This is a genomic window from Porcincola intestinalis (assembly GCF_009696445.1).
Classification (GTDB): Bacteria; Bacillota; Clostridia; order Lachnospirales; family Lachnospiraceae; genus Porcincola; species Porcincola intestinalis.
Genome location: NZ_VULZ01000002.1, coordinates 39,881 through 66,403, shown reverse-complemented (window position 1 = coordinate 66,403; position 26,523 = coordinate 39,881). Strand labels below are relative to the sequence as shown.

Here is a 26,523-nt window from a genome sequence, read left to right as displayed (position 1 = left end):
TTCTTCAGATGAAAATATTGGCTGAAATGGTAATCCCAGTATAATCAACAATAAACCCAGTGTCTCTTTGTGCAGGATTACCGCACTGGAGGGGATTAGGAGAAAAAACTTCAAAAAAGTTTATTTGGTGTGCACAGAAACGCTTCTGAAAGTTTGTGAGATATATCCAAATGAAAAGCGCCCCATGATTGGGACGCCAATACTTTTGGTGTGAAGTTGGGAGTGGTATTACATAAATCACACCCGTATCCATCATAGAGCAGGAATCCTTCGGCAGCAACAGGAATGCTCACCTGATTTTGTCCGACTCGATCAGGTATCGACACCTGTTACGGCTTCTCCCTTCGCTTCTTTATTCTTCTTATCTGTTCTCAATTGGGTCAGCAGCTTGTGCTTTTCCTCCAGAGACAGCTGGGATACTTCTTCCATGATCTCATGATCCAAGGCAGTGCTGAGATACTGCTTGTCTGTCAGCCCGACAATCTCATCAAGAGATACATGCATGGGCCTAGCATAGTAAACCATCAGTCGCATGGCCATATTGACGCGCCCGTTCTCTACGTTGCTGATAAAGCCTCTGGTGACATGCAGCGCCTTGGCAACGTCACTCTGTGATAAGTCGAGCAGCATTTCTTCCGAAGCCTGACAGACTATCACGATCATCTGCGAGAATGGATGGAGACATTATTCCCCAGGACGCCAGATGAGAAAACGGACCTGAGATTTGTAGAGGCAGCTCAGAACATCACTCACATCGAGTATATTCTGTACTGCTTTTTTGATGCAGGGATGCAGGAACGGATTGAGATCATGAATGACATGTGGAAGAAGGTGGAGACATTTGAGAGAAAGTATAGCGGACCTTCCCCCGGAGAGTCTAAAGCAGTTTCAGGAGCTGATCAGGAAAAGCGGGGCGACAGGGGCGGAGGGGCAGAAAGCGAAGAAGGGGGAGGGACCGGGATTACCTCAGGAACCTGATACTCCACGATGGTTTCAGGAAGGGAAGATTCTGGAGATCGAGTTCTGTGAGGACTTCCTGCAGAGACACCCAGTCAGGTGCTATCATGGAAAACTTTACGATGTGGACGGCGCGGTCGATGAGGAGAAGCTGAAGAAGGAGATCCTGTTTATCGTGAAAGGATTCGTCGGCGTAAATGTCTCTTCGAAGCTGGATCATATCGTCAGCACACTGAAGATCGTTTCCTATTCAGGCGAGATAAAGCCGCAGCTCGACCGGATCCATGTAGCGAATGGGACACTTTTATTGACGGCAGATTTACGGATCAGAAGAAATTCTGTCTGAACTGGCTTCCGGTACGATACCGGCCTGAAGCTCCAAAGCCGGAAATGTGGTTCAGGTTTCTGAGTGACCTGTTCTACGAGGAGGATGTGGAAGCCCTTCAGGAATTTCTGGGATATACATTTCTGCCGACAAACAAGGGACAGGCGATGCTGATCATCATCGGAAAGGGCGGCGAGGGGAAGAGCCAGATAGGGATCGTTCTTCACGAGATCCTCGGAAACAGCATGAACTTCGGGAGCTTCCAGAAACTGGCAGGCAACCGGTTCTATCCCGCCAGTCAGGAAGGAATGCTCCTTCTTCTGGACGATGATATGGGGACGGATGCCCTGACCGATACCGGCGTCATCAAGTCGATTATCACAGCAGCCGGGGGCTTTGATCGGGAGCGGAAGGGAAAGCAGAGCGTTCAGGGCAGGCTGTATGTCCGCCTGATCGCACTCAGCAACGCGGCCCTGTCCTCCCTCTACGATAAGTCGGTAGCGTTCTACAGAAGACAGCTGGTGATTCTTGTGAAGGACAAACCGAAAGACCGCAGGGATGATCCAAATATCGCCGAGAAGATGTGCCGGGAAAAGGAAGGGATCTTCCTCTGGTGTTTTGCCGGACTTCAACGGCTGATCGGACAGAACTACAAGTTTTCCGTCAGTCCGCGCATGAAGGCGAACTTGGAACAGATCAGAAGGGATGCTGACACGGTCCTGGACTTCTATGAATCGGAAGGCTACATCCGGTTCGAGGAGAACACCCATGCAACTTCGGTTCAGCTTTACCGGGCCTACAGACGATTTTGTGACGACAATGCCATGGCCCCGGTGTCACAGACAACATTCACACGGCGGATGAAGACAGACGCGGAAAAACTCCACATCAGGCACATCAAGATCCATGACCGGCTGGGGGACAACGGCAGAAATGGCTATGAGGGAGTCAATGTCCTGATCAATACGGACAGGGACTGGAAGTAAGGGAATGCTCCAGTCCACCAGTCCGAGTACTTTTGAAGTTCATCCTTATATTTTTCCTGCCCCCTCAGACAGGGGCATTCTTACAGATTTTCCAATCAAGGTGAAAATACATGGACTTGTGGACTATTCCGCATAGATCAAGGAAATCTTTGACATTGACGTGGACTGCGGCCGTCCGTCATGCGGACTATACGGACGGATTTTCAATCGATAAATGGCGAGGATGGCCCATTTTCGACTAGAGCTGACCGGGCAGTGGACGGCTACGGTCCGGATGGAAGCGATATCCGTCCATGTGTATGAAAGGAGAAGGTCAGGTGACGGACATGAAGAGAGATTTCGGAATCACCGAAGCAGAAGATAAGTAGAAAGTGGTTACAGCCTCATCACCGGAGGACGGACGAATCTACATGATGGATGGCGGCACTGTCATTGTTGTGGGAATCCATTACAACCATGAAAGCAATGAGAATGCTGACAGCAAGATCATGGCGTTGATTCTGAACGATATCCTCAGGGAGGATCAGAAAAAGGAGGACGAAGCATGAGGGACAGGGACTTATACACCAGAGGACAGATCCTTCTGATGCGGTATTGCCGGCAGGAGAACATTGAACTCATTGACTTGATAGACAGTGACAAGACACTGATCAGATGCCCAGATGGCGATAGCATGAAGACCACACTGAATATCTACGGGGACATCATGGACTACGAGACAGGGAAGATTATCGACGAAGGAGACAATCCACATACCCTCTGGGAACCCCAGAAATGGCCTATGAAATGGACTAGGACAGATGGGGAGCAACTTTCCGAACCGAAAAAGACATTGTAAGAGTCAAAAGAATAGAGTTATCAGCCGGGAATCTCTTCCCGGCTTTTTTAGGTGATACTGAAAACATGTATAATCATGTTATAACAGGAGTTGATTGTCTGAGCAGGATGTAAAGGGTATAATTGAGTTCAGTTATGGAGGAAAAACGGAGAGGTGCTGGAACGATTACCGGAGCAATAAAAAAGACAAACAATATATTGGAAATCGATAGATCATTCGGTATGTAAGGAGGGCTTCATTATGAATGAAGATACATATGAGCGGACGATTGATGAACTTGAGACACATGCTTGTAAGTGGTGGCCTAAAGAAATTAGAGATGAAGCAGAGAAAGTAAGTATTTTGCAGACCCTTATAAATACACAGGATAAGTTTATTTCTATTTTTACATTGGCGAAACCGGAGAACCCTGATAGTATTTTTAGCTTACTTGATGCTGCTGATATTTCGTATAATATGTTTCTTAAGCATTTAATGGTTCTATTAGATTTTGGCTCAGAGCCGTTGCAACGGATCAATAACAATGCTTCTGAACTATTCCCTGATGGAAACCTTAATTATTCCATCAATGGAAATACATATTCATACACATTTAGTACATTTCCTGTTAAAGGTGTACTAAATAATGCAAAAATGAAAGTAGATACTATTGAGAATCTTACAAGCGGCACTCATGATGCTGACCTTTGTCGTGATATTATTATGCTGCTTGTCTATGGAGCGTCTTCTTCTGACTATAAGACCAGAGCTGTTCTATATAAGGGGATTGGATCAGACTATATCGGCGATTCAAAGAGACTCACTAAGTTTGTGAAAACGAATTATATGAGAGTCAGCAGAATAGTAGCGGGTAAGACATCTAACGATTTAGGCCATGCTGCACAATATTATGTGAGAGACGAACTGGCAAGGATGTTAGGTGATGAATATAACGTAAGAACAGATGGTACCATTCCTGGCGTAACAGAGAATGATGGTGAAACCGACATGACTTTTGATGTCGTTGTCGATAAGAAAAATGATACCAGAAGACACAAGCAGTATGTCGGAATTGAGGTAATGTTTCAAGAGACAACTAATAGTGTGATTGAGAGAAAATCAGGGCAAGCAAGAAATAGATTTGAAAAGGTCTCTGCTAGCAGAAATCATGTGGCCTATATTATTGATGGTGCAGGAAGCTTTCAGCGTCGGTCTGCAACAAGAACGATCTGTGAGAATAGCCATTGTACCGTTGCATTGACTCCAGAGGAACTGGTAGTTTTAAAAAATTTTATTAAGGAAAAAATCGGATGATACGTTTTATTGATTTATTTGCTGGTATAGGTGGAATTAGATTAGGCGCCGTGCAAGCCATGGAAGAACTCGGCTTAGAGTCCACGTGTGTTCTTTCAAGCGAGATTGATAAAAATGCCTGCGAAACTTATAATTTAAATTTTCATGAGTATCCCAGCGGTGATATCCATGAAATTACTGATATTGAGCCTTTTGACCTCCTGTTAGGCGGTTTTCCTTGCCAGCCGTTTTCTTATGCAGGAAAGAAAAAAGGATTTGGAGATACAAGGGGAACTTTATTCTTTGAAATTGAACGAATATTAAAGGCATATAACCCTAAGGCATTCCTTCTTGAAAATGTAAGAGGATTATACACTCATGATCAAGGAAGAACATTTGAAACAATAATCAATAAGCTACATGATCTGGGGTATGGAACGTACGATTTACTCCTAAATAGTTCAGAGTTTGGTGTTCCGCAGAATCGTGTTAGGTTATATATCCTCGGAATAAAAGGAGCTACACCTAATATGACTTTAGCTACGGATTTGGGAGCCGCAGATTCACATAAATTCAAGAAGGATTATGAACAGCTAAGTTTATTTCATACTTCAGAATGTCAACCTAAGGTGGTACGCGATATATTAGAGGAGTCTGTAGATCCAAAATACAATTGCTCTGAGGGATTTGTACAAAAGCTTCGTGATTTTATTGGTGATGATTTAAGTCACTTGAATGGGTATAGATTGATCGATTATAGAGGCGGTGATTCATTACATTCGTGGGAACTGGGATTAAAGGGAAGGTGTACTACTAAAGAAATCAGGTTTATGAATCTCTTGATCCAGAACCGAAGAAAACCCAGATTCGGAACACAACAGGATGGTAAAAAACTTACGTTGGAGCAAATAAAGACATTTTATACAGATGACGACATCTTAGAAGTAATAGAATCCTTGAAGCAGAAGGGTTATTTGAAGGAAGTCGATGGAAGATTTAACCCAGTGTGTGGAAATATGTCTTTTGAGGTATTCAAGTTTTTAGATCCTAATAGTATTTCAATAACTATTACTTCATCCGATTGTAATAGGTTGGGAGTAGTGCAGAATAATCAGCCCAGAAGAATCACACCAAGAGAATGTGCGAGACTGCAAGGTTATCCAGATTCTTATATTGTGAATAGTACGGATTCATTTGCTTATAAGCAGTTTGGTAATTCTGTATCTGTTCCAGTCATCAAAGCCGTTGTAAAGGATTTTGTCTTAAACAATATGGATGTTCTGGGATGGAAATAAGTCACAAACAAAAGAGTATATTAGGAACGAGCAAAGCATAGTGCTTCGTTTGTTTATATGCAAGATCCTATTTTCATAATATTGAGATCGTCTATATGAACAATGAGCTAATTTTCGAGGATAATAATGAACTGAAAGTATACAAGGAAGTATGTTCATTAATTCGTCTTAAACAAGAAGGAGACTATTGGGATTTCAAAAAACAATGGTATGTAAAAAGAAACGACAAGGGTCATGATAAAGATCATGTAATGCATTTATTGATTGATATCATTTGCATGGCTAATAATTTGGTAAATAGAGATACGTATATTATTATCGGTGTAGATGAAGAAAACGACTTCTCAATACATGATATTTCCGAAGACAAGAATAGACTAAATACACAAAAAATAGTGGATATCTTGAAGGATAAGCCATTCGCTGGTGGAAGACGTCCAGTTGTTACTGTTGAGCCTATTTGTATCCATGGGATAACAATTGATGTGATTGTGATTCACAATTCAATGAATACACCATTTTACTTGTCGAAGGACTTCCTTGGCATAAAGGCCGCAAATATCTATACACGAATTCAGAATACTAATACTCCTATAGATAGGACAGCAGATGATCAATATGTAGAATATTTGTGGAAGAAAAGATTTGGGCTATTGCTTTCGCCATTGGAAAAAGTGGAATACTATTTGCAGAGAAAAGATTGTTGGGAACAATCACCAGTTTATGACAATGTGAAATATTATCGATATGCGCCTGAATATACAATTCAATACTCCTATGACGATCCGGAAGAGAGAAATGGATACGAATACTATTTGCTTAATCAAGTGGATGCTAGACCGTCATGGACAGTCATAGAGATAAAATATCATCAAACGGTATTGAAAAATTTTGATGCTGTATTCCTGGATGGTGGAAGACATTTTTCACCAGTACCTGAGATGGATGGAATATCATTTAATGAATATGGATCATGGGATTTTTCATATCGGTATTGGGTACGTGAATCTTTTTCATACATTGTGCATGTATTCTATTTTGACAGAAATAATTATGAAGCTAGGATTGCAGAAGAACGTTTTTTGGAAAATGTCCTTATTTTTGAAAGTGAGGAAGAACATAAATCTTTCAATAAGTATGTAACGTGTCGATGGAAAAAAGACAGTAAAAGAATTGCACCGCAAGTCCGAAAACCTTTTGTGCCAGATATATCTGGCTATAATATGGACGTGTTTAAGAAGGAGATCCAAAATACGGAAATATTACAGTATATGCTAAGCGAATTTCGTACTCTGACTGAAGAAATATAACCGGATGCATTATCATTTTTCTGCAGAACGGTCATCAGAAGCAGAATACGTTTTTATCAGAGAAAATAGGAAATCATGAGACTTCTTATCAAACAGAGGGTATTTGCTCTCACAGATACATATGATGTCTACGACGAAGATGGAAACCCGAAATACTTCGTCAAGAATGAACTGCTTTCTATTCTCCACCGGATTCATGTCAGGGACAAAAATGGGCATGAGATAGGCAGCATTCATCAGAAGTTTACTTTCTTTCTTCCGAGGTTTCAGGTTGAGATCGCCGGCAGAGCGGTCGGAAATGTCCAGGCGGAATTCACGCTCTTCCGGCCGAAGTATACGATTGACTATATGGGCTGGAGATGCGATGGAGATATCTTCGGCTGGGACTATCGGGTCTACAGTGGAAGCACTCTGGTCATGACGATCAGAAAGAGACTGCTCAGCTGGGGTGATACCTACGAACTTACATTTGAAAGACCGGAATATGAGATTCCGGGCTTGATGCTTGTCATCGCAATCGATGCAGCAAACTGCTCTCAGAATAACAGCTGAACCGGATGGGAAGTGATTCATTTGTCAGGATATCTGATAAAGGATACGACGCGTGAGGAGAGGGAGAGAATCATCGCAGATTCCATAGGGAATATCAGCGGTCTCTGTGACGGGTGCAGTGCAGGAATTATCGACATGTACCAGCCATACATTGATGGCAAGAAGGAACTCAGGGATATCAACAGAGATTTTGCGGACAGGAGAAATGTTGATGCCTGAGGAAAACAGATATGCCTACATCAGCAGGAAGATGTCCTATGCGCTTCGGCATAATCCGGAGAAGTATGGTCTTAAGCTTGCTCAGGATGGCTCGGTAGAGATGGAGACATTTCTCAGAGCGATGAATGGGATGCATCACTTTGAACCGCCTCTTACGGAGGCTGTGATCCGGGAAGTTATGGCTCATGCTGAAAAGCGGCGTTTTGCCATTGAAGATGGCAGAATCAGAGCGCTGTATGGGCATTCCTTCCAGATTAAGGTAGACCATCAGGAAGTTGTGCCGCCGGCAGTTCTGTACCATGGAACGGCGCGAAGATTCCTTGACTTCATCATGGAGAAGGGTCTTTTGCCAATGGGACGGCAGTATGTCCATATGTCGGCGGATATCGAGACAGCAGAACAGGTAGGAAGGAGAAGAGACAATCGTCCGGTAATCCTGACCGTTGATGCGAAACAGGCTGCGGAAGACAGTATCCGATTCTACATCGGCAATGATAAGGTATGGCTGGCGGACCAGATTCCGCCGCAGTATCTGGGAAGATATGACCGGATTATCTGATGATGTCGGTGAAGTAGAAGAAAGCGAAAGGCAGAATCTTGAGTGGAACGTCTTCGTTGTGTTGTGGAGAGAATTACATATCAGAATGAGACAAATGGCTATACGGTCATCAAGTGCCGGGCGAAGAATTATCAGGACCTGGTGACTGTGGTCGGCGCCATGCCGGATGTCCATGTCGGTTCGGTGCTTTCGCTGACCGGTCAGTGGAAAGTAGACGCAAAGTATGGCCGCCAGTTTGCCATGGAGACATTCGAAGAAACGCTGCCGGCGACAGTCTATGGCATGGAGAAGTATCTTGGAAGCGGACTGATCAAGGGTATCGGGCCCAAGTATGCCAGGAAGATCGTCGGTCAGTTTGGCGCTGACACGCTGAACGTCATCGAGGATCAGCCGGACCGGCTGCTTGAGATTCCCGGTATCGGAAGAGCCCGTGTGGAGAGCATCAAGAAGAGCTGGCTGGAGCAGGTGGAGATCAAGAATATCATGGTCTTTCTGCAGAGTCATGATGTCAGCACCAGTCATGCGACGAAAATCTACAAGACGTACGGCAATGACAGCATCAAAGTCGTGCAGGAGAATCCGTACCGGCTGGCGGACGATATCTGGGGGATCGGCTTTAAAACCGCGGATACCATCGCTGAGAAGATGGGGTTCGGGAAGGAAAAGTATGCCCGCCTGCGGAGCGGACTGTTCTATACGCTGAATAAGCTGTCCGAGGACGGGCACTGCTATGCGACCCGGAAGATGCTTCTGGAGAAGGGAGCGGAGCTTTTGGGCGTAGAGGATGGCCTCCTTGCCATGACGCTGGATGAAATGATCCGCACCAAGGATGTGATCACGGACAATATTCCTCAGGACAGCGTTCATACTTTATCGTCTGCCCGGAAGACAGACCAGCCCGGACAGACAAAGGATGAGAGTAGTGATGAGATAGACTATACGCTTTACGAACAGTATCTCTCCGGCCTCGATGCTTCCGGCGGTTCATCTGAAACGACAGCGGCTTCCACACAGAAGGATGCAAAACGTTCTGTCACTTTTGACCCGACCGATCCCATGTACAAGGCGGTCTATCTTCCACCGTTTTACTTTTCCGAGACGGGTACTGCCAAGCGCCTGACCTCGATCCTTCACGCCCAGCCGAGCGTTCATGTAGATACTGGGAATCTTGCTCAACGGATTGCTTTCCGGACCGGGATGCAGTACGACGAGATCCAGATGCAGGCCATCCAGGAGGCTGTGACCAGCAAGGTCCTGGTCCTGACCGGCGGCCCGGGGACCGGAAAGACAACAACCACACTGGGTATCATCACAGCATTTGCGGACGCAGGCGCAAAGATCCTGCTTGCCGCTCCGACCGGCCGGGCTGCGAAGCGTCTTTCAGAGGCAACCGGCCGCGAGGCGAAGACCATTCACCGGCTTCTGGAATTCAAGCCGCCGGAAGGCTATCAGAAGAATGAGGAGAAGCCGCTCGAGGGAGATGTCCTGATCGTGGATGAATGTTCCATGATCGATATCATGCTCATGTACAATCTTCTGAAAGCGGTTCCGGATTCCATGACCCTGATTCTTGTCGGGGACATCGACCAGCTTCCTTCGGTCGGTGCCGGAAATGTTCTTCGTGACATTATTGAGTCGGGTTGTGTTCCGGTCGTCCGCCTGAAAAGAATCTTCCGGCAGGCCCAGAAGAGCCGGATCATCATGAATGCGCACCGAATCAATGAGGGACAGATGCCGGATCTGTCAAACGGCCGAACCAGTGATTTCTTTTTCATGGAGGAAGAAGACCCGGAGAAGGCAGTCTCCACGATTACAAAGCTGGTGAAGGAAAACCTGTCCCGCTATTACCATACGCCTGCTTCAGAAATCCAGGTGCTGACGCCGATGCAGCGCGGTGTTGTCGGAGCGTCCAACCTGAACCAGGCACTGCAAGAAGCCCTGAACCCAATAAGCCAACAGGGCACACCGGGGTCATATGGAACATTTGGATACGGCGGAGCGGATTCCGTTCCATTTCTCCGCCATGCCGGCATGCAGTTCCGTCAGCGGGACAAGGTCATGCAGATCCGCAATAATTATGACAAAGAGGTATTCAACGGCGACATTGGAATCATCAGCTTTGTAGACACTCAGAACCGTACCCTCACCGTTGATTTCGATGGCAGAAATGTTTCCTACGATATCTCGGAGCTGGATGAACTGGTCCTGGCCTACGCCACGACCATCCACAAGTCACAGGGATCCGAGTACCCGATCGTTGTGATGCCGGTACTGATGAACCATTATGTCATGCTGCAGCGGAATCTCATTTACACCGGAATTACCCGCGCAAAGAAGATTCTGGTCATCGTCGGAACAAGAAAGGCGCTGTCATACGCCGTCCATCACGTCACCGTGACAAAGCGCAATACCATGCTTGCGGTGCGGATACGGAGAGTCATGGATTCAAAAGGCTGATTAGTGAATAAAAGAAACTGAAATGATGATATGATGTGGAAAACTTCACTTAGGAAACGCGCAAGATTTATAGAGTAAGGAGGACTTAGACATGGCAAGACGTGTGAATAAAGCAGCAATTCAGGCAAAGATCGACAAGCTGGAGGAGCAGATCAGCAAACTGCAGGAGAAGACAGTTGCCCTGCAGGACGAGCAGGATAAGCTCCAGGAAGAACTGAAGGCTGCGGAGAAGGCAGAGAAGGAAGCAGCACAGAAGGCTCAGATGGAAGCAATCATGAAGGCTGTCAAAAAAAGCAGGAAGAGCCCGGAAGAGATTCTGACTTTCCTTTCTGAAAACTGATCAGACTTCGGGAGAAAATCGATGGTTTACCTGAATGCAGACAACCTGGAAGGTAAGACTGATATCTTCGGTAAGGACAAGATGATCCAGAATGTCCTGACGCCGAACATCACAAAAATCGCCACGCAGGCTGGTCTTGATCCTGCGGGATTCAAGCCGGATAAGGATACGATGGAGCAGTTCTACCAGACTCCATTTCGGAGCGTAATGCCAGATGGAAGCACATACACGCCGGCATATGACTATGTAAAGGCAAATGTGCATTTCCGTATCCTGTTCGATGTGCGGATGTCGGATCCGGTCGATTACCGCAATTCTACGCTGGAGCTCCATGCCACGCTGTATGCAAAGAATCTGCTGACCGGGAAATGTTTTTATTTCGTGAAAAATGGCGTCTGGAGGAGCATGCCGGACGGACTGTTTCGATAGAGCCCCCTTGAAGGGGATGGTCATCATAGTCGTCATGTTGGAATGAAAGTGTGACGTTACTGTGAAATCGTCAGGAATTAGCACTCATCACTTGACAGTGCTAACAAAACGAGCTATAACATGGTCAGAACGAAGGAGACGAAGGGAAAAGATGAAGAGCTCACTGAGAGGGCCTTCGGAGGTTCCCTGAAAAGTCTCTTTCGTATCACATAAAGCTGTTGTAGATAGTAACTGGAACCCGGAAACGAAAGCTCACGAGCACAACGGTTACATAGGTTTGATCCGAAAAGGATATTTCAGAGAGGAGAATGACTTATGTTGATGCCGAGTATCTTTAATGACAATCTGTTTGACGACTGGTTTGATGATGATTTCTATATGCCGATGATTCCGGATATGAGCGATGTCGACAAGAAGCTTTACGGCGGCAGGGCAGCTCATGAGATGAAGACCGACGTAAAGGAAACCGAAAAGGGCTACGAGGTCGCGGTTGATCTTCCGGGATTTAAGAAGGATGATGTTACTGTTGAACTGAACAATGGTTATATGACCATCACCGCTCAGAAGAAAGTTGATAGCGACAAGAAGAATAAAGAAGGCAGGTACATCCGCCGCGAGCATTACTCCGGCAGCATGAGTCGCAGCTTCTATGTCGGAGATCAGCTCACTGAGAACGATATCCACGCCCGGATGAATGACGGTATTCTGACCCTGCAGATTCCGAAGAAGGAAGAGACAAAGAGGGTCGAGGACAAGAGACATCTGGTCCAGATCACAGCGGCTTAACCGTTTGATGATGACACATTTTCATATCATGTAGAACATAACAGGCCTGGGGATTTCAGATTGTCCCCGGGCCTATTTTCATGTCATGTAAGATAAAAATGCCGTAAATGATTTCTGTGCATCAGATGACATAGTCTTCCCGTACTATTCCGAATAGTTTCTGATCCGCGTAAGATCCATCCGGATTTCTCATGGCCTGGCGAAGAAGCCCCTCCTTTTTCATCCCTGCATGTACAAGGACTTTGGCGGAAGCTGTATTGTCTGCGTGACACCAGGCATGGACACGGTTGATCTTCTCGTCCATGATCAGATATCGGACAACCTCACCTACAGCTTCCGCTGCGAAGCCCTGGCCCCAATATTTTTGGAAGACGCTGTAGCCAAGTTCAATGCTGGACATCTCCGAATCATATCCGTATGCCCCGATTGTCCCGATGATATTCTCGCCAAACTGGATGATACAAGCGTAGCAGCCCTCCTTTTGATATCCCTGGATGTCGCTTTCAACTTTAGCCCGGGTGGACTCTGAGGTCGCGTATGGGTTCCAGCAGGTGTAGCGAATCATTTCCGGATTGCATCCAAGTTCGCGGTGCAGAATCGCTGCATCTTCAGGCGTGACTTTGCGAAGAAGCAGTCTCTTTGTATGAAGCTGAACGGTTCCGTTCATAGTATCGTTATCTCCCGTATGGCGTCCACTGGTATTCCTGCTTAAGCCTTTCGATGATTTCGTAAGCAATGGGACATACTTGCGCGATTTCCATCGTATTCATCAGGCTGCCCATTCTGTCAGGCTGATTTGTATAGGGGAAGAGTTTGCAGCTCTCAGGTTTATGGTCCTGAAGAATGCACTCATTTCCATTGAGAAAACAACAGGGCAGACCTCTGGAAATCCAATCTCCATTCTGGTTCTGGCCAGAAAAATATCTGGTTTTGAATTCATCTGCTGGCATAGCAAGGAATTCGGCATCGGAGGCAATTTCGTTATCCGGTACGGAAGCATTGTACTCCTTGCAGCAGTTTCGGCATTTGCTGCAGTCATAGGCTGCGAATATTTCTTCGTGCAGACTTTTGAACCGCTGATCAAGTTCATCCGGATCCGCATGACTCTTGAGAAATGCACGGAATCTGCTATTTTCTTTTTCTTTCTTTTTGCCCCAGAAGGCAATTTTTCTTGGTGGAATCATACGTAGCGGGCTCTCCTTCAGCACACAGTGTCCTGACCGGCGATGGTATATCTTAAAAGCAATCATATCACAGATTCAGCAGGAATTTTCAACAGGAACGACAGAGCAAAGAAAAGCCTCTGCCGGAGCAGAGGATTGATCTTGGGAGGGAGTGCCGGCAGGTTTTGCACCTGCCGGCTGAGTATGAAAAGTTGTGTTAATCGCTGTATATGGAACAAGTATCTGCTGATTCCTTCTTCTGAAAAGATTTCATTTCTTTTCTTCAGCTCCTTGACTTGATGGTTACAGGATACTTGTCCCATGTGACGAGTATGTGAACAAGTGATGGCTTCTTAATGAACGATTTGGGCTAGATCAGCCACAGACCCGGTAGTTTACACAGGCTTTCATGGCCTGAGTGGACTGCTTTTCTTCACTGAGGGAGTAGATTTCATTCCCTTTCCGGAAGTTGGAGCCTGTCATCTCGAAGCGGAAGGGTACGTTATTGTCAACGCATTCGAGCATCAGACGGAGAACCCAGGAGAAGTCGCAGATTCGTGCACCGGGGCCTGTTTCTCCACTGCAGGAGACTGCTTCAATCTCTCCCGACTGCAGGTATTTTGATATCCGGACTGGACCGAGCATGGGATCTACAGTGATGGACTTGTGCAGGATGGGAGGCAAGATAAACTTTCTAAGCCGAAGGTCCGCTGTGTACTGGCTTTCGACACAACAGTTGATGTGGATATTCTCGTAAGCGGATCCATCGTTCCAGTCTTCTGGCAGGTGGTCTGCAATCCGATCCGGTCGCTTTGTGTTGATCAGGAAGGTGAGGTCCGGGCGAAACTTCATCATAGACCAGGCTTCATCGCGCCAGCTGTCTGCTTCCGGAAGAAAGAAATCTGATGTGGTGCAGGTATGTACCAGACCATCTCCCGGGTTCAGCCGGTAGTGGTGTGACCGGTCCATCTGCATGGGAAGGTCAAAGGACTTCGTCCTGAAGACAAGCTCCGGATTGCGGCCGTATTTATAATCTTTTTGAAAGACAGGGCAGTACCTGCAACCAGAACTGATCCGGTGGCAGCCGTGCCAGGGGTTCCATACAGATTCTATCGAGGCAGTCATCATGTCACCTCCCGTCTTACGGACTATCGGATGGCTTTCAGCCTTCACCAGTATTCTTTCTTGAATTTTCTGATTTTGTTTGCGAGGAAACCTTCGAGCTTGTCGTAATCTTCCTCCGCAGGCAGGTCATCTTTCCCAACAATCCCTAACACTTTTCCAACGATCCGCACATGGTCATCTTCATGTTTCTCCCCATAGGGAAGATCCCTGTTCAATGAGTACAGTTTATTGCCGATTTTATGCTTGATCACCGCACCGTCTGCAGTGGCGCAGATTACGTCATCGCCGTCTTCAGCGGATTCTGTATATTTCACGAATACGAGATCACCATCATGATACCTGGGCTCCATGCTCCGACCAGAGACCCGGATCAGAGTATCGGCTTTCTGACTCCGTTCGGAGATGCGGATAAACTGGTAGTCAGGTCGAGCATCGACGAATTCACATCCGGTCCCTGCGGCAGCTGGTGTAGCCTGGAGCGGAATAATATCGCAATGGTACTTCAGGTCAAGATCGTGCGCTTCCTGCTCAGATTCATAGACAGACTGTGCGTTATTCTCTATGATCCTTTTCCCGACATCGCTTGACTGCCGGTAGAAGTTGATGACATGTGTTTCATTGGCATCGAGTACCATCTCCGGTTTCAGACCGAAAAGTTCTTCGACAGGAATGCTCAGGACTTCGCATAGATTCTTCAGCTGATCCATGGGAGGATAGTTCATATCCGTTTCCCAATGCCGGATGCTCCCATCTGTGGTTCCGAGCATTGCAGCAAGTTCTTTCGTGCTGAGACCTGCACGCTGCCTATAACTTCTGATGATTGCACCCATCTGCAGCTTCGTAGTAGCAGCTTTTCTGGCAGAGGTCTTTTCTGCTCTGCTGAGAGAAACAACTTTTGACCTATTTGATTTCTGAGGCATAGGAAGCCTCCTTCCTAACCGGCATTAGCGGCAGCCGGGGCCATTCATATTAAGCATTAATGAGCGAACATCTGTTCAAATTATGCGTATAGAGAAATACCGCTGATGACAATATATCATAGAAATTCTAACGATACAAGAGCATTTAATGAAATATACGTTAGAAATAATATTGATTTTCAGCTCAAGACGTCATACAATATGGACACGGCAGCTGCCGCAGTCGAGATCAGCAGACGCTGCACGCGGTGCCGAGGGTCGGAAAGATTCATGTCGTAGAAACCCTGAGATTCATCAATTACGGAGCGGATATTATTCCCTTTGTATCTGCTTCTGATTCTCTGGGCAATGCTGAAAAAGGAGGAAATGCCATATCATGGAAGCAACCAGTCTGAGGTCCGTACTCAGGGACAGATTTTCAATCGATTTCCGAGGACTGGTCCAGAAATACGCAGATACTTATCCGGAAAATCTGGATCAGCCATCGAAAGGAAAGGTCTTCTATCAGGTAAAAGATGTACATCTGAGAAAAACATACACGCCTATGTTTCAGCCAATCTCAGATACCCAGGTTCTGTATTTTGTTGAGGGAAACCTGAAACAGGTGATCTTTGAGCCGGCAAAACCTGCTTCCTCATTTCAGGAGCGGATGCTGACATATCTGTTTCGGATTCAGGGGAGTCTGGATCTCCGGCCCTGTGTGAGCGGCGTCGGAGATGTGTACATGAAGGTGGTAGATAAACTGCCGGAAGAAAATTCGGAAAGAGAAGTCGAAGATATCCAGATGGATGATTACCTTCTCCCAATCCTGTATGAAGATGATTACGATAAGGTCGCTGAGGAGATACTGAAAACCTATTACCCGGAAGGGCATCCGGTAGATGGCAGGAAACTGGCTGAGAGAATGGGACTTTCAATCGTTGAAGGAGGCCTGGTCGACCATGAAGATACATATGGGCTGATCTGCTTTGACTTTAGTGAAGTAAAAGTCCTGTGCAAAGATGGTGTGGTCCGGAGACTGAGGCTGAACCCGGGCAATATATTTTTGAACACAAATAAGCTGAAGAACCAAAGAATGTGCAACAGTACGATCATACATGAGTGCGTGCATATGTATCTTGACCGGCATTATTTCTTCCTGCAGAGGATGAGCGGACTGAAAGCTACTGCGTATGCGGCAAGGAAGGAGAGAAATTACAGCTGGAGAAACACGCCTGTGGACTGGATGGAGCTTCAGGTGGATAAGATGCCGGCACACATCCTTATGGAGAAACATGCTGCGCTGGCTGCTATTGAGAGGCTGTTTTCAGAATATCAGGGAAGCAGGGATCCGCAGACTGTTCGTGCGGTCATCTTCGCTTTGGCTGATGAATTCGAGGTATCTCCCTCAATGGCAAAATACAGGATGGTAGAGCTCGGCTATCCGGAGGCAGAAGGTGTCTTCACCTACCCTGACCATTTGCCGGTGCCGGACCATGGATGCGCGGGTATCTGGAGGAAGGGAATTACATACACCGTCCCAGAGAAGGATATCGCAGCGATCCTGAAAACGACTGCGCTGGGAGACCCTGTCAGGCGGATGAAATACCGATTTGTCGAGAATCATTTCTGCCTGAACAGCTCAAAGTATATCTGGAAGGACGGCCGCGGAAAACTCAGACTGACTGCTTATGCAAGGAACCATATCGACGAGTGCTGCATTGCATTTTCCACGAGAGGAAGATATTCCGGAGCAGAGTATGATGCAAGAATGGCGGCCAGAGGGAAGATGGAGCGCCCTGCTGACAAGTACCTGTGTCATTATCAGATTGACGCAGAACCAGGGACCACGGAGTATGAAGAACAGATCGAATTTTATCTTGATGACCAGGACAGGTGGAACAATCTGATCGACAATCTGCCTCATGACTTTACGCTTGCTTTCACGAAAGCAAGAAAGGAGCTTCAGACTTCAGAGGAGACGCTTGGGTTCCGTATAGGGCGCTCTCAGAAAAAGGTGAGCAAGATCATCACGAGTAAGGATCCTAAGTTAAGAGAAGTGATTGCACTGTGTATTGCGATGCAGATTCCTAAGAAACTGTCCGATAAGCTGATCAAACTCGCCGGCAAGTCCTACGAAGCGGATCCGATGGCATCCTATTTTGAATCCTGGCTGGATATGTGCGGTGACTTTACCGTCGAGCACTGCAATGCGGTCCTTGTGAAATTAGGTCAGGAGCCTCTGATCGACGGAGAGTTCGATTGAGAAAAGGTGCAGACTGCTGGCCTTAAGTGAATAGATAATATGGTATGCCGGGTGTCGGATAAGACGATGCCCGGCTTTTTTCATGTCTGCAAAAATTTTTTTTTCATTCTTACCCGGAAAAGGGTCTGAAATGTCTATCGCAAATTCCCTGTAAATACGCCATTTCCCGATTCCTGAATATTTCCTACGTGCGAAAAATCCCGTAAATACGGCATTCCAGAAAAATTATCTTAGACAGATCCGGTCTTAGAATGATTTTTCTTCTTAGGGTATCCTACGGTCAGCTTCAAACAAACAACATATCATTCTAAGCCGGATGCATACGGCAGTGAACGATTCATACAGGACTTTCAGAATCACTCAGTTGAGGGTGACTGGAAGCCTCAGATGTATGGGTCAGCTGCCTTATGCATTTTTTATGCTTCGGGCTTCGACCCATCTCCAGGCTGAATTGGTCCCAGGGAATCGAAAGATCACTGCCAGGCGTCCGCAGAAAGGACAGAAACATGAAGATGACCATGGCAGGGGATATCAGGGAGATCACGCTTAATGAGCTGATCAGGAGGCTCGGCTGCAAAGAGAGACAAGGGGCGGTGCCGACTGCGAAGAGACTTCGTGAGAGCGAAGAGGCTGTCATTGAGACGGAGGAGTGCACGGTTTATTCGAACGGATACGCCGTCTACAGCAATGGCACCGGCAGAACAGTCATCTTCCTGGGAGACTGCGGCAGCTATACGTATTACTTCACTCCTCTGACGGATTCAGAGAGAAGGGAGCAGAGGCAGAGCGAGACGGTTGACAGCTTTGGTGATATGCCCTGGATCCTGGCAGTGACGGTTCGCGGAGAACATCAGATTGAGCTGAACAGTTTGAATTATGCAGGAAGACATTTCACTCCTGCAGATGAAGATGAGGAAGCTGCCGGGACGTCAGATGGAATATTCCATGGCGCTTATCACTATCCGAATCCGGAAGAGGCATACATCCGGCAGGAGGAACAGACTGAGAGAATGAATAAACTTACGCGCAGGCAGAAACAGATCTATGTCCTGACAGAGCTCTATGGGTTCTCGCAGCGGGAAACAGCAGAAAGATTGCATATCAATGACGCCTGTGTATCCCGTCAGCTGAGACTGGTCAGGAAGAAAATTTCAAAAAAATAAAAAAATTTTTTGCATGATGGTCAATTTTCGGGCCTCCAAGTCTCCTATTAAGTGTAGGGACTTGATTTTCGAATCTCCGGGCTGCAGGGAGGAGCAGTCCGGGGACATCATGCGAAGCAGAGAATCGCAGGGAGATGAAGAACAAAAACAGGAGGAGAGGAAAGATGATGGCAAGGATCGATCACAAGATGTCACATGGAGTTGCATATCAGAAAACACAGACAAGGAAGGACGGTTTTGAGGTGTACCGGAAGCCCACATTTGCGGGAAAGAAGCTGATCTATATCTGCTCGCCCTTCCGGCCGCAGAGCCTGGACCCGCGGGAAGCAGACCTGGAGAAGTTTGAGAATCTGTTCCGGGCACGGAATGCGTGTGAGCTGGTCAAGAATCTTGGAGCGATTCCTGTCTGCCCGCATCTTTATTTCCCGCAGTTTCTGGATGATGAAGATTCGGAGGAAAGAGAGCTGGGGATGCAGCTGGCACTGGCGGCACTGAGAAGATGTCATGCAGTGTATGTATTCTCTGAACACATCACGCCCGGGATGGTGCGGGAAATCGCGGAAACTGCGAAGCGTGATATCCCGGTCAAAATGCTCTGTGAAGAGGACGGTACGCTGGAGGACGTCTATGTGGAAGTCCACGATGCAGAAGAGGAGGACGATGAAGATGAGCAGGAGGATTGAGGCAGAACCGGAGACGCTGGCGGAAGGAATGAAGAGCACTCTGGACGAGGTTATCCGGGTCATCAAAAGGAAGATCCAGGATGATCCGGAAAACAGCGACAGAATCCGGTCGATTCTGAACAACAAGTACCACAGGGAAAAAGTACAGGAACTTTCGGAAGACGGATGTGAATCATTTCTGAAAGAAATCAGGAATCTGTGAGAGGAGAAGAGATGGCGAAAAAGTATAAGGATCCGGCAAAGGTGATGCTGACGAATGTAAGGATCAGCTATGCACATATCTGGGAGCCACGGCCGGTCAACGATTCGGAGGCGAAGTACTCCCTGTCGGCAATCATTCCAAAGGACAATGTGGAGCTGCTTTCAGAGATTCAGAGGGCAATCGGAGCTGCGGCGGAGGCAGGGAAGACACGGAGATGGAACGGAACCATTCCGGATGATCTGGTCATGCCGCTTCATGATGGGGATGAGGAGAGACCCGATGACGAGAACTACGCAGGGGCGATGTACCTGAATGCCCGTTCATCAGAGCCTCCGCAGATTGTCGACCGGTATGTCCGGAGGATCGAAGACCCGATGGATGTGTACTCTGGCTGCTACTGCAATGTGACCGTCACTTTCTTTCCCTACAGCAGCAAGGATGGAAATGGAATCGGCGTCGGGCTGGGTAATGTCCAGAAGATCCGTGACGGGGAGCATATGACAGGGAAGGCGTCTGCAGAAAGCGATTTTGATTCCCTCGAAGACAGGAATGGTGAAGGCGAAGGAGACAATCCATTTGAAAAGCCGGATTTCATCTGAGAGAGCAGGGGGAGGCCAATGGGAGGAGAAGGAAAGCAAAAATCAGAGAAAATCGCGGATAGCACAACGAAGCAGGCAAGGTCCGGTCCGCCGCCTGCGTGTTTTTACCACAGCGACTGTTTTGCCTATCAGAAGGGAAAGTGCAGGGTTCTGTACAGCAATGACTTTGACAGCGGGCAGTGTCCATTTTACAGAAGCAGGTCCGACAACCGGAAAGAGCTGGAAGCATGTATGAGAAGACTTCTGCGTATTGGCAGGCGGGACTTGCTTGACAAGTACATGAGATACCATGCGGAGGCAGGAGCATTCGCAAATGATTATTCGGACGGTGTTGCCGATGAGATACTGGCGTACCGGAACAGAGGGGCCGGTGAAGAGGACTGGCCGGAAAGCGGGGCTTGATATGCAGGGGAAGATGATACATGTAAGCGAGCAGGATGATCCGTACAGAAGACTGGCGGCGGCAATCGTGGAACAGGCGGCGCAGGACTATCAGGAGGCCATGGAATACCTGTATGAAACTCCGCACGGCCGAAAGCGGATGAACAACATCGTGGAAAAACTGGAGGGAGAAGAGTTTTTCAGGAGCGACTGGTACCAGATGCTCTGCGGCATTGATGGAGAACGGATGATCAGTCAGCTGCGGAAGAACGCCCGGGCGACAGTACAGGAGCGGATCAACGTCCAGAGAAGGAAGAGGGTGGAATGACTATCAGCACGGACAGTGAGAAGAAGGAATGGGAAGCCGCAGATCAGAATGAAGATCGGAGTTATGAGGCAGATCTTCCTGAAGGGTTCGAAGAGTGTACAGAACCCATTGGAACGAGCCTGTCGGACATTCTGAGACAGGCAGTAAATGCGGCAGACAGTACGGACAGGGCATCCGGACGGTGCTCCACCCGCAGAAAAAAGAAGATGATCAGTGGAAATGTGATCGAGCGCGAGTTTGTTAAGGCGGTGCGTCTGGCAGGAGGCATCGCCTATAATTTTGCCCTGCCTGAAGCAGATGGAATGCCGGACCGGCTTGTGCTGTTTCCATCCGGTGCCAGCGCCTTTGTCGAAATCATTACACCGGAAAAGGTTCTGAATCCCATACGGACTCTCAGGCGGAGGCAGCTGGAATACCTTGGATATCCGGTCATCTGCATCGACCATCTGGAGCAGATCATACCGGCGATTCGGGCAATCCTGACATGGAATTCCGGAGAGCCATTTCCAGGAATAGCCGGGCTGAAAGCCTCGAGATACAGAGGCATGGAGACAGATGGAACGTCTGATTTTTGCGGTCTCTCTGATTCGGAAGAAAGTGACCGAAACAATCTGAGGCAAGTCATTGTACAGCTTCAGCGTGAAGCTTATCAGCAACTTCAAATCCAGAAGCTGGAAGACCTGCGGATTCGGGAAGAGAAGAGGGAACAGGAGAGAAGGAAAGGCAGAAAGCCGGTCAACACAGAATGTGAATTCTATGACCGGAAGGATAACAGGGATATCTGTCTGATCCATATGGATATGTACTTCTGCTCGAAAGACTGTGCATTTGCAACGACCGGAGCCGGAAGCACTCTCCCATATGGAAGCAAATACATGAAGGGAAGGCTTTGAGGGGAGGTGACCATATCTGAAATTCGAGCCGCATGAATACCAGAGCTACTGCATCAATTATATCGAGACACACCCCATATCCGTGCTTCTGCTGGATATGGGACTCGGCAAGACCGTGATTACGTTGACCGCAATCCGGCACCTGATTTTCGATACGCATGAGATTTCCAAAGTACTTGTCGTAGCGCCGCTCCGTGTAGCGCGTGATACCTGGCCGCAGGAGATTGGAAAATGGGACCACCTGAAGAATCTGACTTTTTCGGTGGTCGTAGGAGACCAGAAGACAAGGATCGCCGCAGCGAATAAGCAGGCCATGGTCTACATCATCAATCGGGAGAACATCAAATGGCTCGTCGATTACTGTCACAGTCAGCAAAAATGGAATTTCGATTTTGACATGATCGTCCTCGATGAGCTGTCTTCCTTCAAGAATTACCGATCGCAGCGTTTCAAATACATGAAGCTGATCCAGCCGTATGCAAAACGGATCGTCGGTCTTACCGGTACGCCGACATCCAACGGTTTGATGGACCTGTGGGCAGAGATTGGGATCCTGGATCAGGGACAACGGCTTGGCAGGTATATCGGAAGATACAGGGAAAAATATTTCATTCCTTTGAAAGAGGACCCGGTCAGGCATATCGTTTACTCCTATGCAATCAGGCCCGGTGCCGAGGAGGAAATCTACAGCCTGATCTCGGACATCACGATCTCCATGAGAGCGAAAGACTACCTGAAAATGCCGGAGTGCGTGAGCACGACCTGCGAGGTGCAGATGGACTTCGATGAGTGGGAGATGTACGAGACTCTGAAAGATGAACTTGTTCTGTCGCTCAGGGATACATCCATCAATGCTTCAAACGCTGCCGCTCTGAGCGGAAAACTGCTTCAGATGGCAAATGGCGCTGCTTACGATTCCGAAGGCGATATTGTGGAATTCCATGACCGGAAACTGGAAGCTTTGGAAGATCTCCTTGAGTCTGCAAATGGCCAGAATGTCATGATCGCCTACTGGTTCCGTCATGATAAGGACCGGATCATAAAGCATCTTACGAAGATCGGATACAAACCAAGGGAGATCAGAACGTCAGTGGATATCAGTGACTGGAATGAAGGAAAGATTCAGGTCGCGCTGATCCATCCGGCATCCGCAGGACATGGCCTGAATCTTCAGCAGGGCGGGCATATCCTGATCTGGTTCGGGCTAACCTGGTCTCTGGAACTTTATCAGCAGACTAATGCGAGACTCTGGAGGCAGGGACAGGAGAACGTCGTTACCATCTGCCATATCGTCTGCAGCAACACCATCGACGAAGATGTCATGGACGCATTGGCCGGCAAGAACGCCACCCAGGAGCGACTGATCTCAGCAGTAAAGGCAAGACTCAGATAAAGACTCAAGCAAAGGCAGGAAATTATAGTGGGAAGGAGGGCTGAAATGGAGGAAGCGGAGGTGAAGATGGCTGACGGGAATTCTGATGACCAGACAACAGATTCCAATCCTGGTTCTGACCCTGGCTCCACAAGGAAGATTGCCTCCTGGCTGGCTGCAAATTTCAGCTCCCTCCTCAAAAGGCAGAAAAGGCTGAAGACACTGAAAGAGTTCGGCCCGATCAGGTATACGGAGGACATGGCAGTAACGGACCTGACCTCCATATCGGTAAACACAGGGTCTGAAAAAGTCCAGACCAGCAGCATCAGCAATATTCCGGAAAGGGTGGCGATGATGCTGATGTCCGGATATGTGGAAAAGATGCAGGAGAAGATGAATCAGGAATACGAGGATCTGTGCAGAGAACTCGAATATGTTTCCTGGCAGCTGGACATCATCGACGCTGCCATGGAAGAACGGATGACGGAAAGGCAGAGAGTCATATTCCGCTGGGTCTATCTGGAGAAAATGTCTCTGCGGTATATCCATGATAACCTGATGCCGGAGTACAGCCGCTTCAAACTCTCGTCAATCTTAGATAAGGCCGTCGAAACGTTGTCAATCGAAGTAGCAGACAGGAGACTAAACATAGACGAAAAGAAATATCTGGACCAATTAACAGTGGAGACGGAAGGAGATGGTAACGAACCTGATGGAAATTCCAGAAACAGGATTACAAACAATAGATTCAGAAGTGCATAGAAAAAGAGGACGTCCAAGGAAGTTGACGTCGAGTTCCAAGGTAGATCCACATATTCTGAAGGAGGCAGTCAAGAAGGTAAAGACAATGTCCAAAGAATACGCTAATGGAGACCTGCAGTCAGATGTCTGGTATTATCAGACACATAGGCCAAGACTGTTAAGAAATGCGGAAATCGCTGAGGACGCAGAAGACGGGAGAATTACATACAATGTGCAAAGAGTTGCGGGGATGACAGCAGATGATCAAAGAGCAATACATCGTTATAAAACCTCCAAAGAGGAGATATTTTTTCTGCGAAAGGCAGTTATGGAAATTCAGGATAAAGACTTAAGAGAAACTGCCGTTGACATGATATTGCATGGAATCGGTTGTGCGCAGCTTACACAAAAATATGGTATCTCCGAGAGGGCACTTTATAAGAGAAAAAGAAAAATTGTTGAGCATCTCGCTTCTAGCATGACATACTTGTTTGAATAAAAAACGAAGCCATAGTCCCTAAAGCATTATCAAAGGCGTATAATAGATTCAGATTTTGTGTATTGATGATTGGAATGCACAAAATCAATCAGTATTCAGGAGGGATGTTGTCATGAAAAGGAGACTAAGTAGAGTTGCCTGCAGTTTAGTAGCTTCTGGATTGATTATCGCTTCTCCAGTTTATGCTTCCGATGAAACGGAAGCTCTGTCTGCAGAAACAAAAAGCCAGACGGAGGTAGGGGAACAGACAGAAGAGGTAGATCTAAAACAACAGTTTTTAACAGATATTGCAGCTGGGCTTAATAAGAGATGGGAAGATAATGATAAACTTTCGGCTGACGAATCAACGGATGAAGGCAAGAAAAAGTCCTATGAGATTTATGTAGATGACGAACTTCAATATGTCGACAAGTACCGTGATACGGAATTTGACGACGCTCAGTTTGATAAGTTAGTTGCGATGTATATTAACGGAGTTGATCTTCAAAAGAAAGCGCTGGAATATTTCGATGACTATAAGTTAGTCTATAATGAACTTTGGGGCGCTGGGTATTGTGCCAGAGCGACTGCTACAGTAGATTTGGTCGATTACTATAAATTGGATCTTCCGGTCGATGATGTCCGAGAGTTCCGTGATAGTTTAGCTAACGATGCACTCGTATATAATCTATCGAGTGAAGACCTTACAGTACAGTCCGATACGCAGTCAACAAGCCAGGAAGCATCAGCACCGCTTTCAATCGTATCTGAGGAAGTTAAGGATGCTTCCTACGGAACCCTTATTATTACATGCGGCATAACAAATGATACCGATAAGACGATATCTAATATCAATCTGACGATGGCAGGGTATGACGATACTAACACTGTCATTGCCCAGGGATATGGTTATCTGAGTACGCCACTTGAAGCAGGGCAGACAGCAAATATCGATGTTTCGTTTACTGCTGATGACAGTATTGATACCGCTAAGCTGACCAATTATGATCTTACATATTCGGAATCAGGAGAGTATAAACAGGGAACCTTCTCTGACAGCGGTCTGTCTGTAAAAGATGGATTAAAGCAGAAAGAGAATAGTTCTGAATCGATTGTTGTGTATGATCAGGATGGCTATAAGATTTCCATAGATGCAATCAATCCTAATGATACCAATTATGGTGGATGCACAGTAAAAGTTACTTTCCAGAATCTCACTCATAAAAATGCATGCCTGCAGGATAATTTTGAGAGCCCTTCATATATAAATGGATCAGACGTAAATCTGTCTGGCTCTATAAATGCTACATCCGGCAAGAAGGGGACAGATGTATTTACTGCATACGATGAAAATCTCAAGAATGCTGGTATTGATAAGATTACTGACATTACTTTGTATTTCTCAATAATAGATACAACTTCTTATGAGACATTGGCAAATGTAGGACCGTTTACGTTTACTGTAAATGACGATGGCACTTTCTCGTCAAAGCAGGTGTATACGGATTCTGAGACGATTCAAGAAGTCCAGTCACTTCTTAATGCAGCTGGTTATGATGTGGGCGCAGCAGACGGTGTTCCTGGAAAGAAAACAAACAGTATGATTCTTCAGTATGAACAGGATCACGGATTGAAGGAAGATACGGCTATAACCGATGAACTACTGAACTCGTTACGCGGACAGTAATGGCGGTATTTTTGGTTCAGTTTTACTGGTCAAAATCAGCCACTTTGATGTGGTATTTTTATAATGCGCGAAAGCTGAAGGTACTGAGTGCGATGCCGCCGGACTGAGGATGCGGGATGCGCAGTAGGGAAAAGCATGAAGCGGCGGATCGCTTCAGCACCTGGCTTTCATACATAGGACAGAGTCGATGATGACCCTGTCCTTTTTTATGCAAGGCT

General features: G+C 46.9%; 31 protein-coding genes. 26 read left to right on the top strand and 5 right to left on the bottom strand.

Annotation, left to right across the window (positions count from 1 at the left end; all coding sequences use genetic code 11):
• Positions 1-312 precede the first annotated feature (312 nt).
• Positions 313-657 (bottom strand): helix-turn-helix transcriptional regulator, encoded by a 345-nt coding sequence (locus tag FYJ35_RS02440; protein WP_328597024.1) that lies wholly within the window; start codon positions 655-657, stop codon positions 313-315.
• A gap of 184 nt (positions 658-841) precedes the next feature.
• Here FYJ35_RS02440 and FYJ35_RS02435 point away from each other — a divergent pair, with 184 nt between their 5' ends.
• The 14 genes from FYJ35_RS02435 (at position 842) to FYJ35_RS02370 (ending at position 12,325) form a co-directional block, all read left to right on the top strand.
• Positions 842-1,303, top strand: coding sequence for a hypothetical protein (locus tag FYJ35_RS02435; protein WP_154522627.1), 462 nt, complete (start codon positions 842-844; stop codon positions 1,301-1,303).
• A 44-nt stretch (positions 1,304-1,347) separates the two neighbouring features.
• On the top strand, positions 1,348-2,268 hold the full coding sequence (locus FYJ35_RS02430) for a DNA primase family protein (RefSeq protein ID WP_235906324.1): 921 nt from the start codon (positions 1,348-1,350) through the stop codon (positions 2,266-2,268).
• A 371-nt stretch (positions 2,269-2,639) separates the two neighbouring features.
• Positions 2,640-2,816, top strand: coding sequence for a hypothetical protein (locus FYJ35_RS02425; protein ID WP_154522621.1), 177 nt, complete (start codon positions 2,640-2,642; stop codon positions 2,814-2,816).
• Positions 2,813-3,106 carry a hypothetical protein gene (locus FYJ35_RS02420; RefSeq protein WP_154522618.1) on the top strand — a complete coding sequence of 98 codons (294 nt, stop codon included), beginning with the start codon at positions 2,813-2,815 and terminating at the stop codon, positions 3,104-3,106. The genes FYJ35_RS02425 and FYJ35_RS02420 overlap by 4 nt, the downstream gene beginning before the upstream one ends.
• 240 nt (positions 3,107-3,346) lie before the next feature.
• On the top strand, positions 3,347-4,399 hold the full coding sequence (locus FYJ35_RS02415) for a restriction endonuclease (protein WP_154522616.1): 1,053 nt from the start codon (positions 3,347-3,349) through the stop codon (positions 4,397-4,399).
• Complete coding sequence (gene dcm, locus FYJ35_RS02410) at positions 4,396-5,673, top strand: DNA (cytosine-5-)-methyltransferase (protein ID WP_154522614.1); 1,278 nt, start codon at positions 4,396-4,398, stop codon at positions 5,671-5,673. The genes FYJ35_RS02415 and dcm overlap by 4 nt, the downstream gene beginning before the upstream one ends.
• Positions 5,674-5,768: 95 nt before the next feature.
• Entirely contained in the window at positions 5,769-6,983 is a 1,215-nt protein-coding gene (locus FYJ35_RS02405; RefSeq protein WP_154522612.1) for an ATP-binding protein, read from the top strand.
• Between the two features lie 75 nt (positions 6,984-7,058).
• Positions 7,059-7,535: an LURP-one-related/scramblase family protein gene (locus tag FYJ35_RS02400; RefSeq protein WP_154522610.1), complete on the top strand. Its 477-nt coding sequence runs from the start codon at positions 7,059-7,061 to the stop codon at positions 7,533-7,535.
• A 21-nt stretch (positions 7,536-7,556) separates the two neighbouring features.
• Positions 7,557-7,754 carry a purine biosynthesis protein PurH gene (locus FYJ35_RS02395; protein WP_154522608.1) on the top strand — a complete coding sequence of 66 codons (198 nt, stop codon included), beginning with the start codon at positions 7,557-7,559 and terminating at the stop codon, positions 7,752-7,754.
• Positions 7,747-8,313, top strand: coding sequence for an RNA 2'-phosphotransferase (locus FYJ35_RS02390; protein ID WP_154522607.1), 567 nt, complete (start codon positions 7,747-7,749; stop codon positions 8,311-8,313). Before FYJ35_RS02395 ends, FYJ35_RS02390 begins: the two co-directional genes overlap by 8 nt.
• 42 nt (positions 8,314-8,355) lie before the next feature.
• On the top strand, positions 8,356-10,770 hold the full coding sequence (gene recD2, locus FYJ35_RS02385; protein ID WP_328597023.1) for an SF1B family DNA helicase RecD2: 2,415 nt from the start codon (positions 8,356-8,358) through the stop codon (positions 10,768-10,770).
• A 91-nt stretch (positions 10,771-10,861) separates the two neighbouring features.
• Entirely contained in the window at positions 10,862-11,110 is a 249-nt protein-coding gene (locus FYJ35_RS02380) for a hypothetical protein (protein ID WP_154522605.1), read from the top strand.
• Positions 11,111-11,131: 21 nt separating this feature from the next.
• Positions 11,132-11,539 (top strand): hypothetical protein, encoded by a 408-nt coding sequence (locus FYJ35_RS02375; protein ID WP_154522603.1) that lies wholly within the window; start codon positions 11,132-11,134, stop codon positions 11,537-11,539.
• Between the two features lie 315 nt (positions 11,540-11,854).
• Entirely contained in the window at positions 11,855-12,325 is a 471-nt protein-coding gene (locus tag FYJ35_RS02370) for an Hsp20/alpha crystallin family protein (RefSeq protein ID WP_154522601.1), read from the top strand.
• A 121-nt stretch (positions 12,326-12,446) separates the two neighbouring features.
• Here FYJ35_RS02370 and FYJ35_RS02365 read toward each other — a convergent pair whose 3' ends face one another.
• The 4 genes from FYJ35_RS02365 to FYJ35_RS02350 all read right to left on the bottom strand — a co-directional run bounded on the left by FYJ35_RS02365 (position 12,447) and on the right by FYJ35_RS02350 (position 15,533).
• On the bottom strand, positions 12,447-12,992 hold the full coding sequence (locus tag FYJ35_RS02365; RefSeq protein ID WP_154522599.1) for a GNAT family N-acetyltransferase: 546 nt from the start codon (positions 12,990-12,992) through the stop codon (positions 12,447-12,449).
• Between the two features lie 7 nt (positions 12,993-12,999).
• Positions 13,000-13,533 carry a YkgJ family cysteine cluster protein gene (locus tag FYJ35_RS02360; RefSeq protein WP_205839670.1) on the bottom strand — a complete coding sequence of 178 codons (534 nt, stop codon included), beginning with the start codon at positions 13,531-13,533 and terminating at the stop codon, positions 13,000-13,002.
• Positions 13,534-13,863: 330 nt separating this feature from the next.
• Positions 13,864-14,616 carry a DUF5131 family protein gene (locus tag FYJ35_RS02355; protein WP_235906323.1) on the bottom strand — a complete coding sequence of 251 codons (753 nt, stop codon included), beginning with the start codon at positions 14,614-14,616 and terminating at the stop codon, positions 13,864-13,866.
• Between the two features lie 41 nt (positions 14,617-14,657).
• Positions 14,658-15,533, bottom strand: coding sequence for an XRE family transcriptional regulator (locus FYJ35_RS02350; protein ID WP_154522595.1), 876 nt, complete (start codon positions 15,531-15,533; stop codon positions 14,658-14,660).
• Positions 15,534-15,909: 376 nt separating this feature from the next.
• On the opposite strand from FYJ35_RS02350, the gene FYJ35_RS02345 reads away from it, so the two are divergent.
• From FYJ35_RS02345 to FYJ35_RS02290, 12 genes are all read left to right on the top strand, one after another.
• Complete coding sequence (locus tag FYJ35_RS02345; RefSeq protein WP_154522593.1) at positions 15,910-17,778, top strand: ImmA/IrrE family metallo-endopeptidase; 1,869 nt, start codon at positions 15,910-15,912, stop codon at positions 17,776-17,778.
• Between the two features lie 506 nt (positions 17,779-18,284).
• Positions 18,285-18,941, top strand: coding sequence for a sigma-70 family RNA polymerase sigma factor (locus tag FYJ35_RS02340; protein WP_205839669.1), 657 nt, complete (start codon positions 18,285-18,287; stop codon positions 18,939-18,941).
• 164 nt (positions 18,942-19,105) lie between these two features.
• Positions 19,106-19,624, top strand: a complete 519-nt coding sequence (locus FYJ35_RS02335) for a DUF7768 domain-containing protein (protein WP_154522590.1) — start codon at positions 19,106-19,108, stop codon at positions 19,622-19,624.
• Positions 19,608-19,826, top strand: a complete 219-nt coding sequence (locus tag FYJ35_RS02330) for a hypothetical protein (protein WP_154522588.1) — start codon at positions 19,608-19,610, stop codon at positions 19,824-19,826. The genes FYJ35_RS02335 and FYJ35_RS02330 overlap by 17 nt, the downstream gene beginning before the upstream one ends.
• A gap of 11 nt (positions 19,827-19,837) precedes the next feature.
• Complete coding sequence (locus FYJ35_RS02325; protein WP_235906321.1) at positions 19,838-20,425, top strand: DUF2815 family protein; 588 nt, start codon at positions 19,838-19,840, stop codon at positions 20,423-20,425.
• Between the two features lie 18 nt (positions 20,426-20,443).
• The gene (locus tag FYJ35_RS02320) at positions 20,444-20,827 is read left to right on the top strand and encodes a hypothetical protein (RefSeq protein ID WP_154522586.1); all 384 of its coding nucleotides are present in this window, start codon (positions 20,444-20,446) and stop codon (positions 20,825-20,827) included.
• Between the two features lie 13 nt (positions 20,828-20,840).
• Positions 20,841-21,134 carry a hypothetical protein gene (locus tag FYJ35_RS02315; RefSeq protein WP_154522584.1) on the top strand — a complete coding sequence of 98 codons (294 nt, stop codon included), beginning with the start codon at positions 20,841-20,843 and terminating at the stop codon, positions 21,132-21,134.
• Complete coding sequence (locus tag FYJ35_RS14365; protein ID WP_205839668.1) at positions 21,131-22,027, top strand: hypothetical protein; 897 nt, start codon at positions 21,131-21,133, stop codon at positions 22,025-22,027. Before FYJ35_RS02315 ends, FYJ35_RS14365 begins: the two co-directional genes overlap by 4 nt.
• Positions 22,028-22,043: 16 nt before the next feature.
• Entirely contained in the window at positions 22,044-23,420 is a 1,377-nt protein-coding gene (locus FYJ35_RS02305) for a DEAD/DEAH box helicase (protein WP_154522582.1), read from the top strand.
• Between the two features lie 45 nt (positions 23,421-23,465).
• Positions 23,466-24,161, top strand: a complete 696-nt coding sequence (locus tag FYJ35_RS02300) for a hypothetical protein (protein ID WP_154522580.1) — start codon at positions 23,466-23,468, stop codon at positions 24,159-24,161.
• On the top strand, positions 24,112-24,639 hold the full coding sequence (locus FYJ35_RS02295; RefSeq protein ID WP_205839667.1) for a helix-turn-helix domain-containing protein: 528 nt from the start codon (positions 24,112-24,114) through the stop codon (positions 24,637-24,639). Before FYJ35_RS02300 ends, FYJ35_RS02295 begins: the two co-directional genes overlap by 50 nt.
• Before the next feature lie 112 nt (positions 24,640-24,751).
• Entirely contained in the window at positions 24,752-26,305 is a 1,554-nt protein-coding gene (locus FYJ35_RS02290; protein WP_154522576.1) for a peptidoglycan-binding protein, read from the top strand.
• The last annotated feature ends 218 nt before the right edge of the window (positions 26,306-26,523 follow it).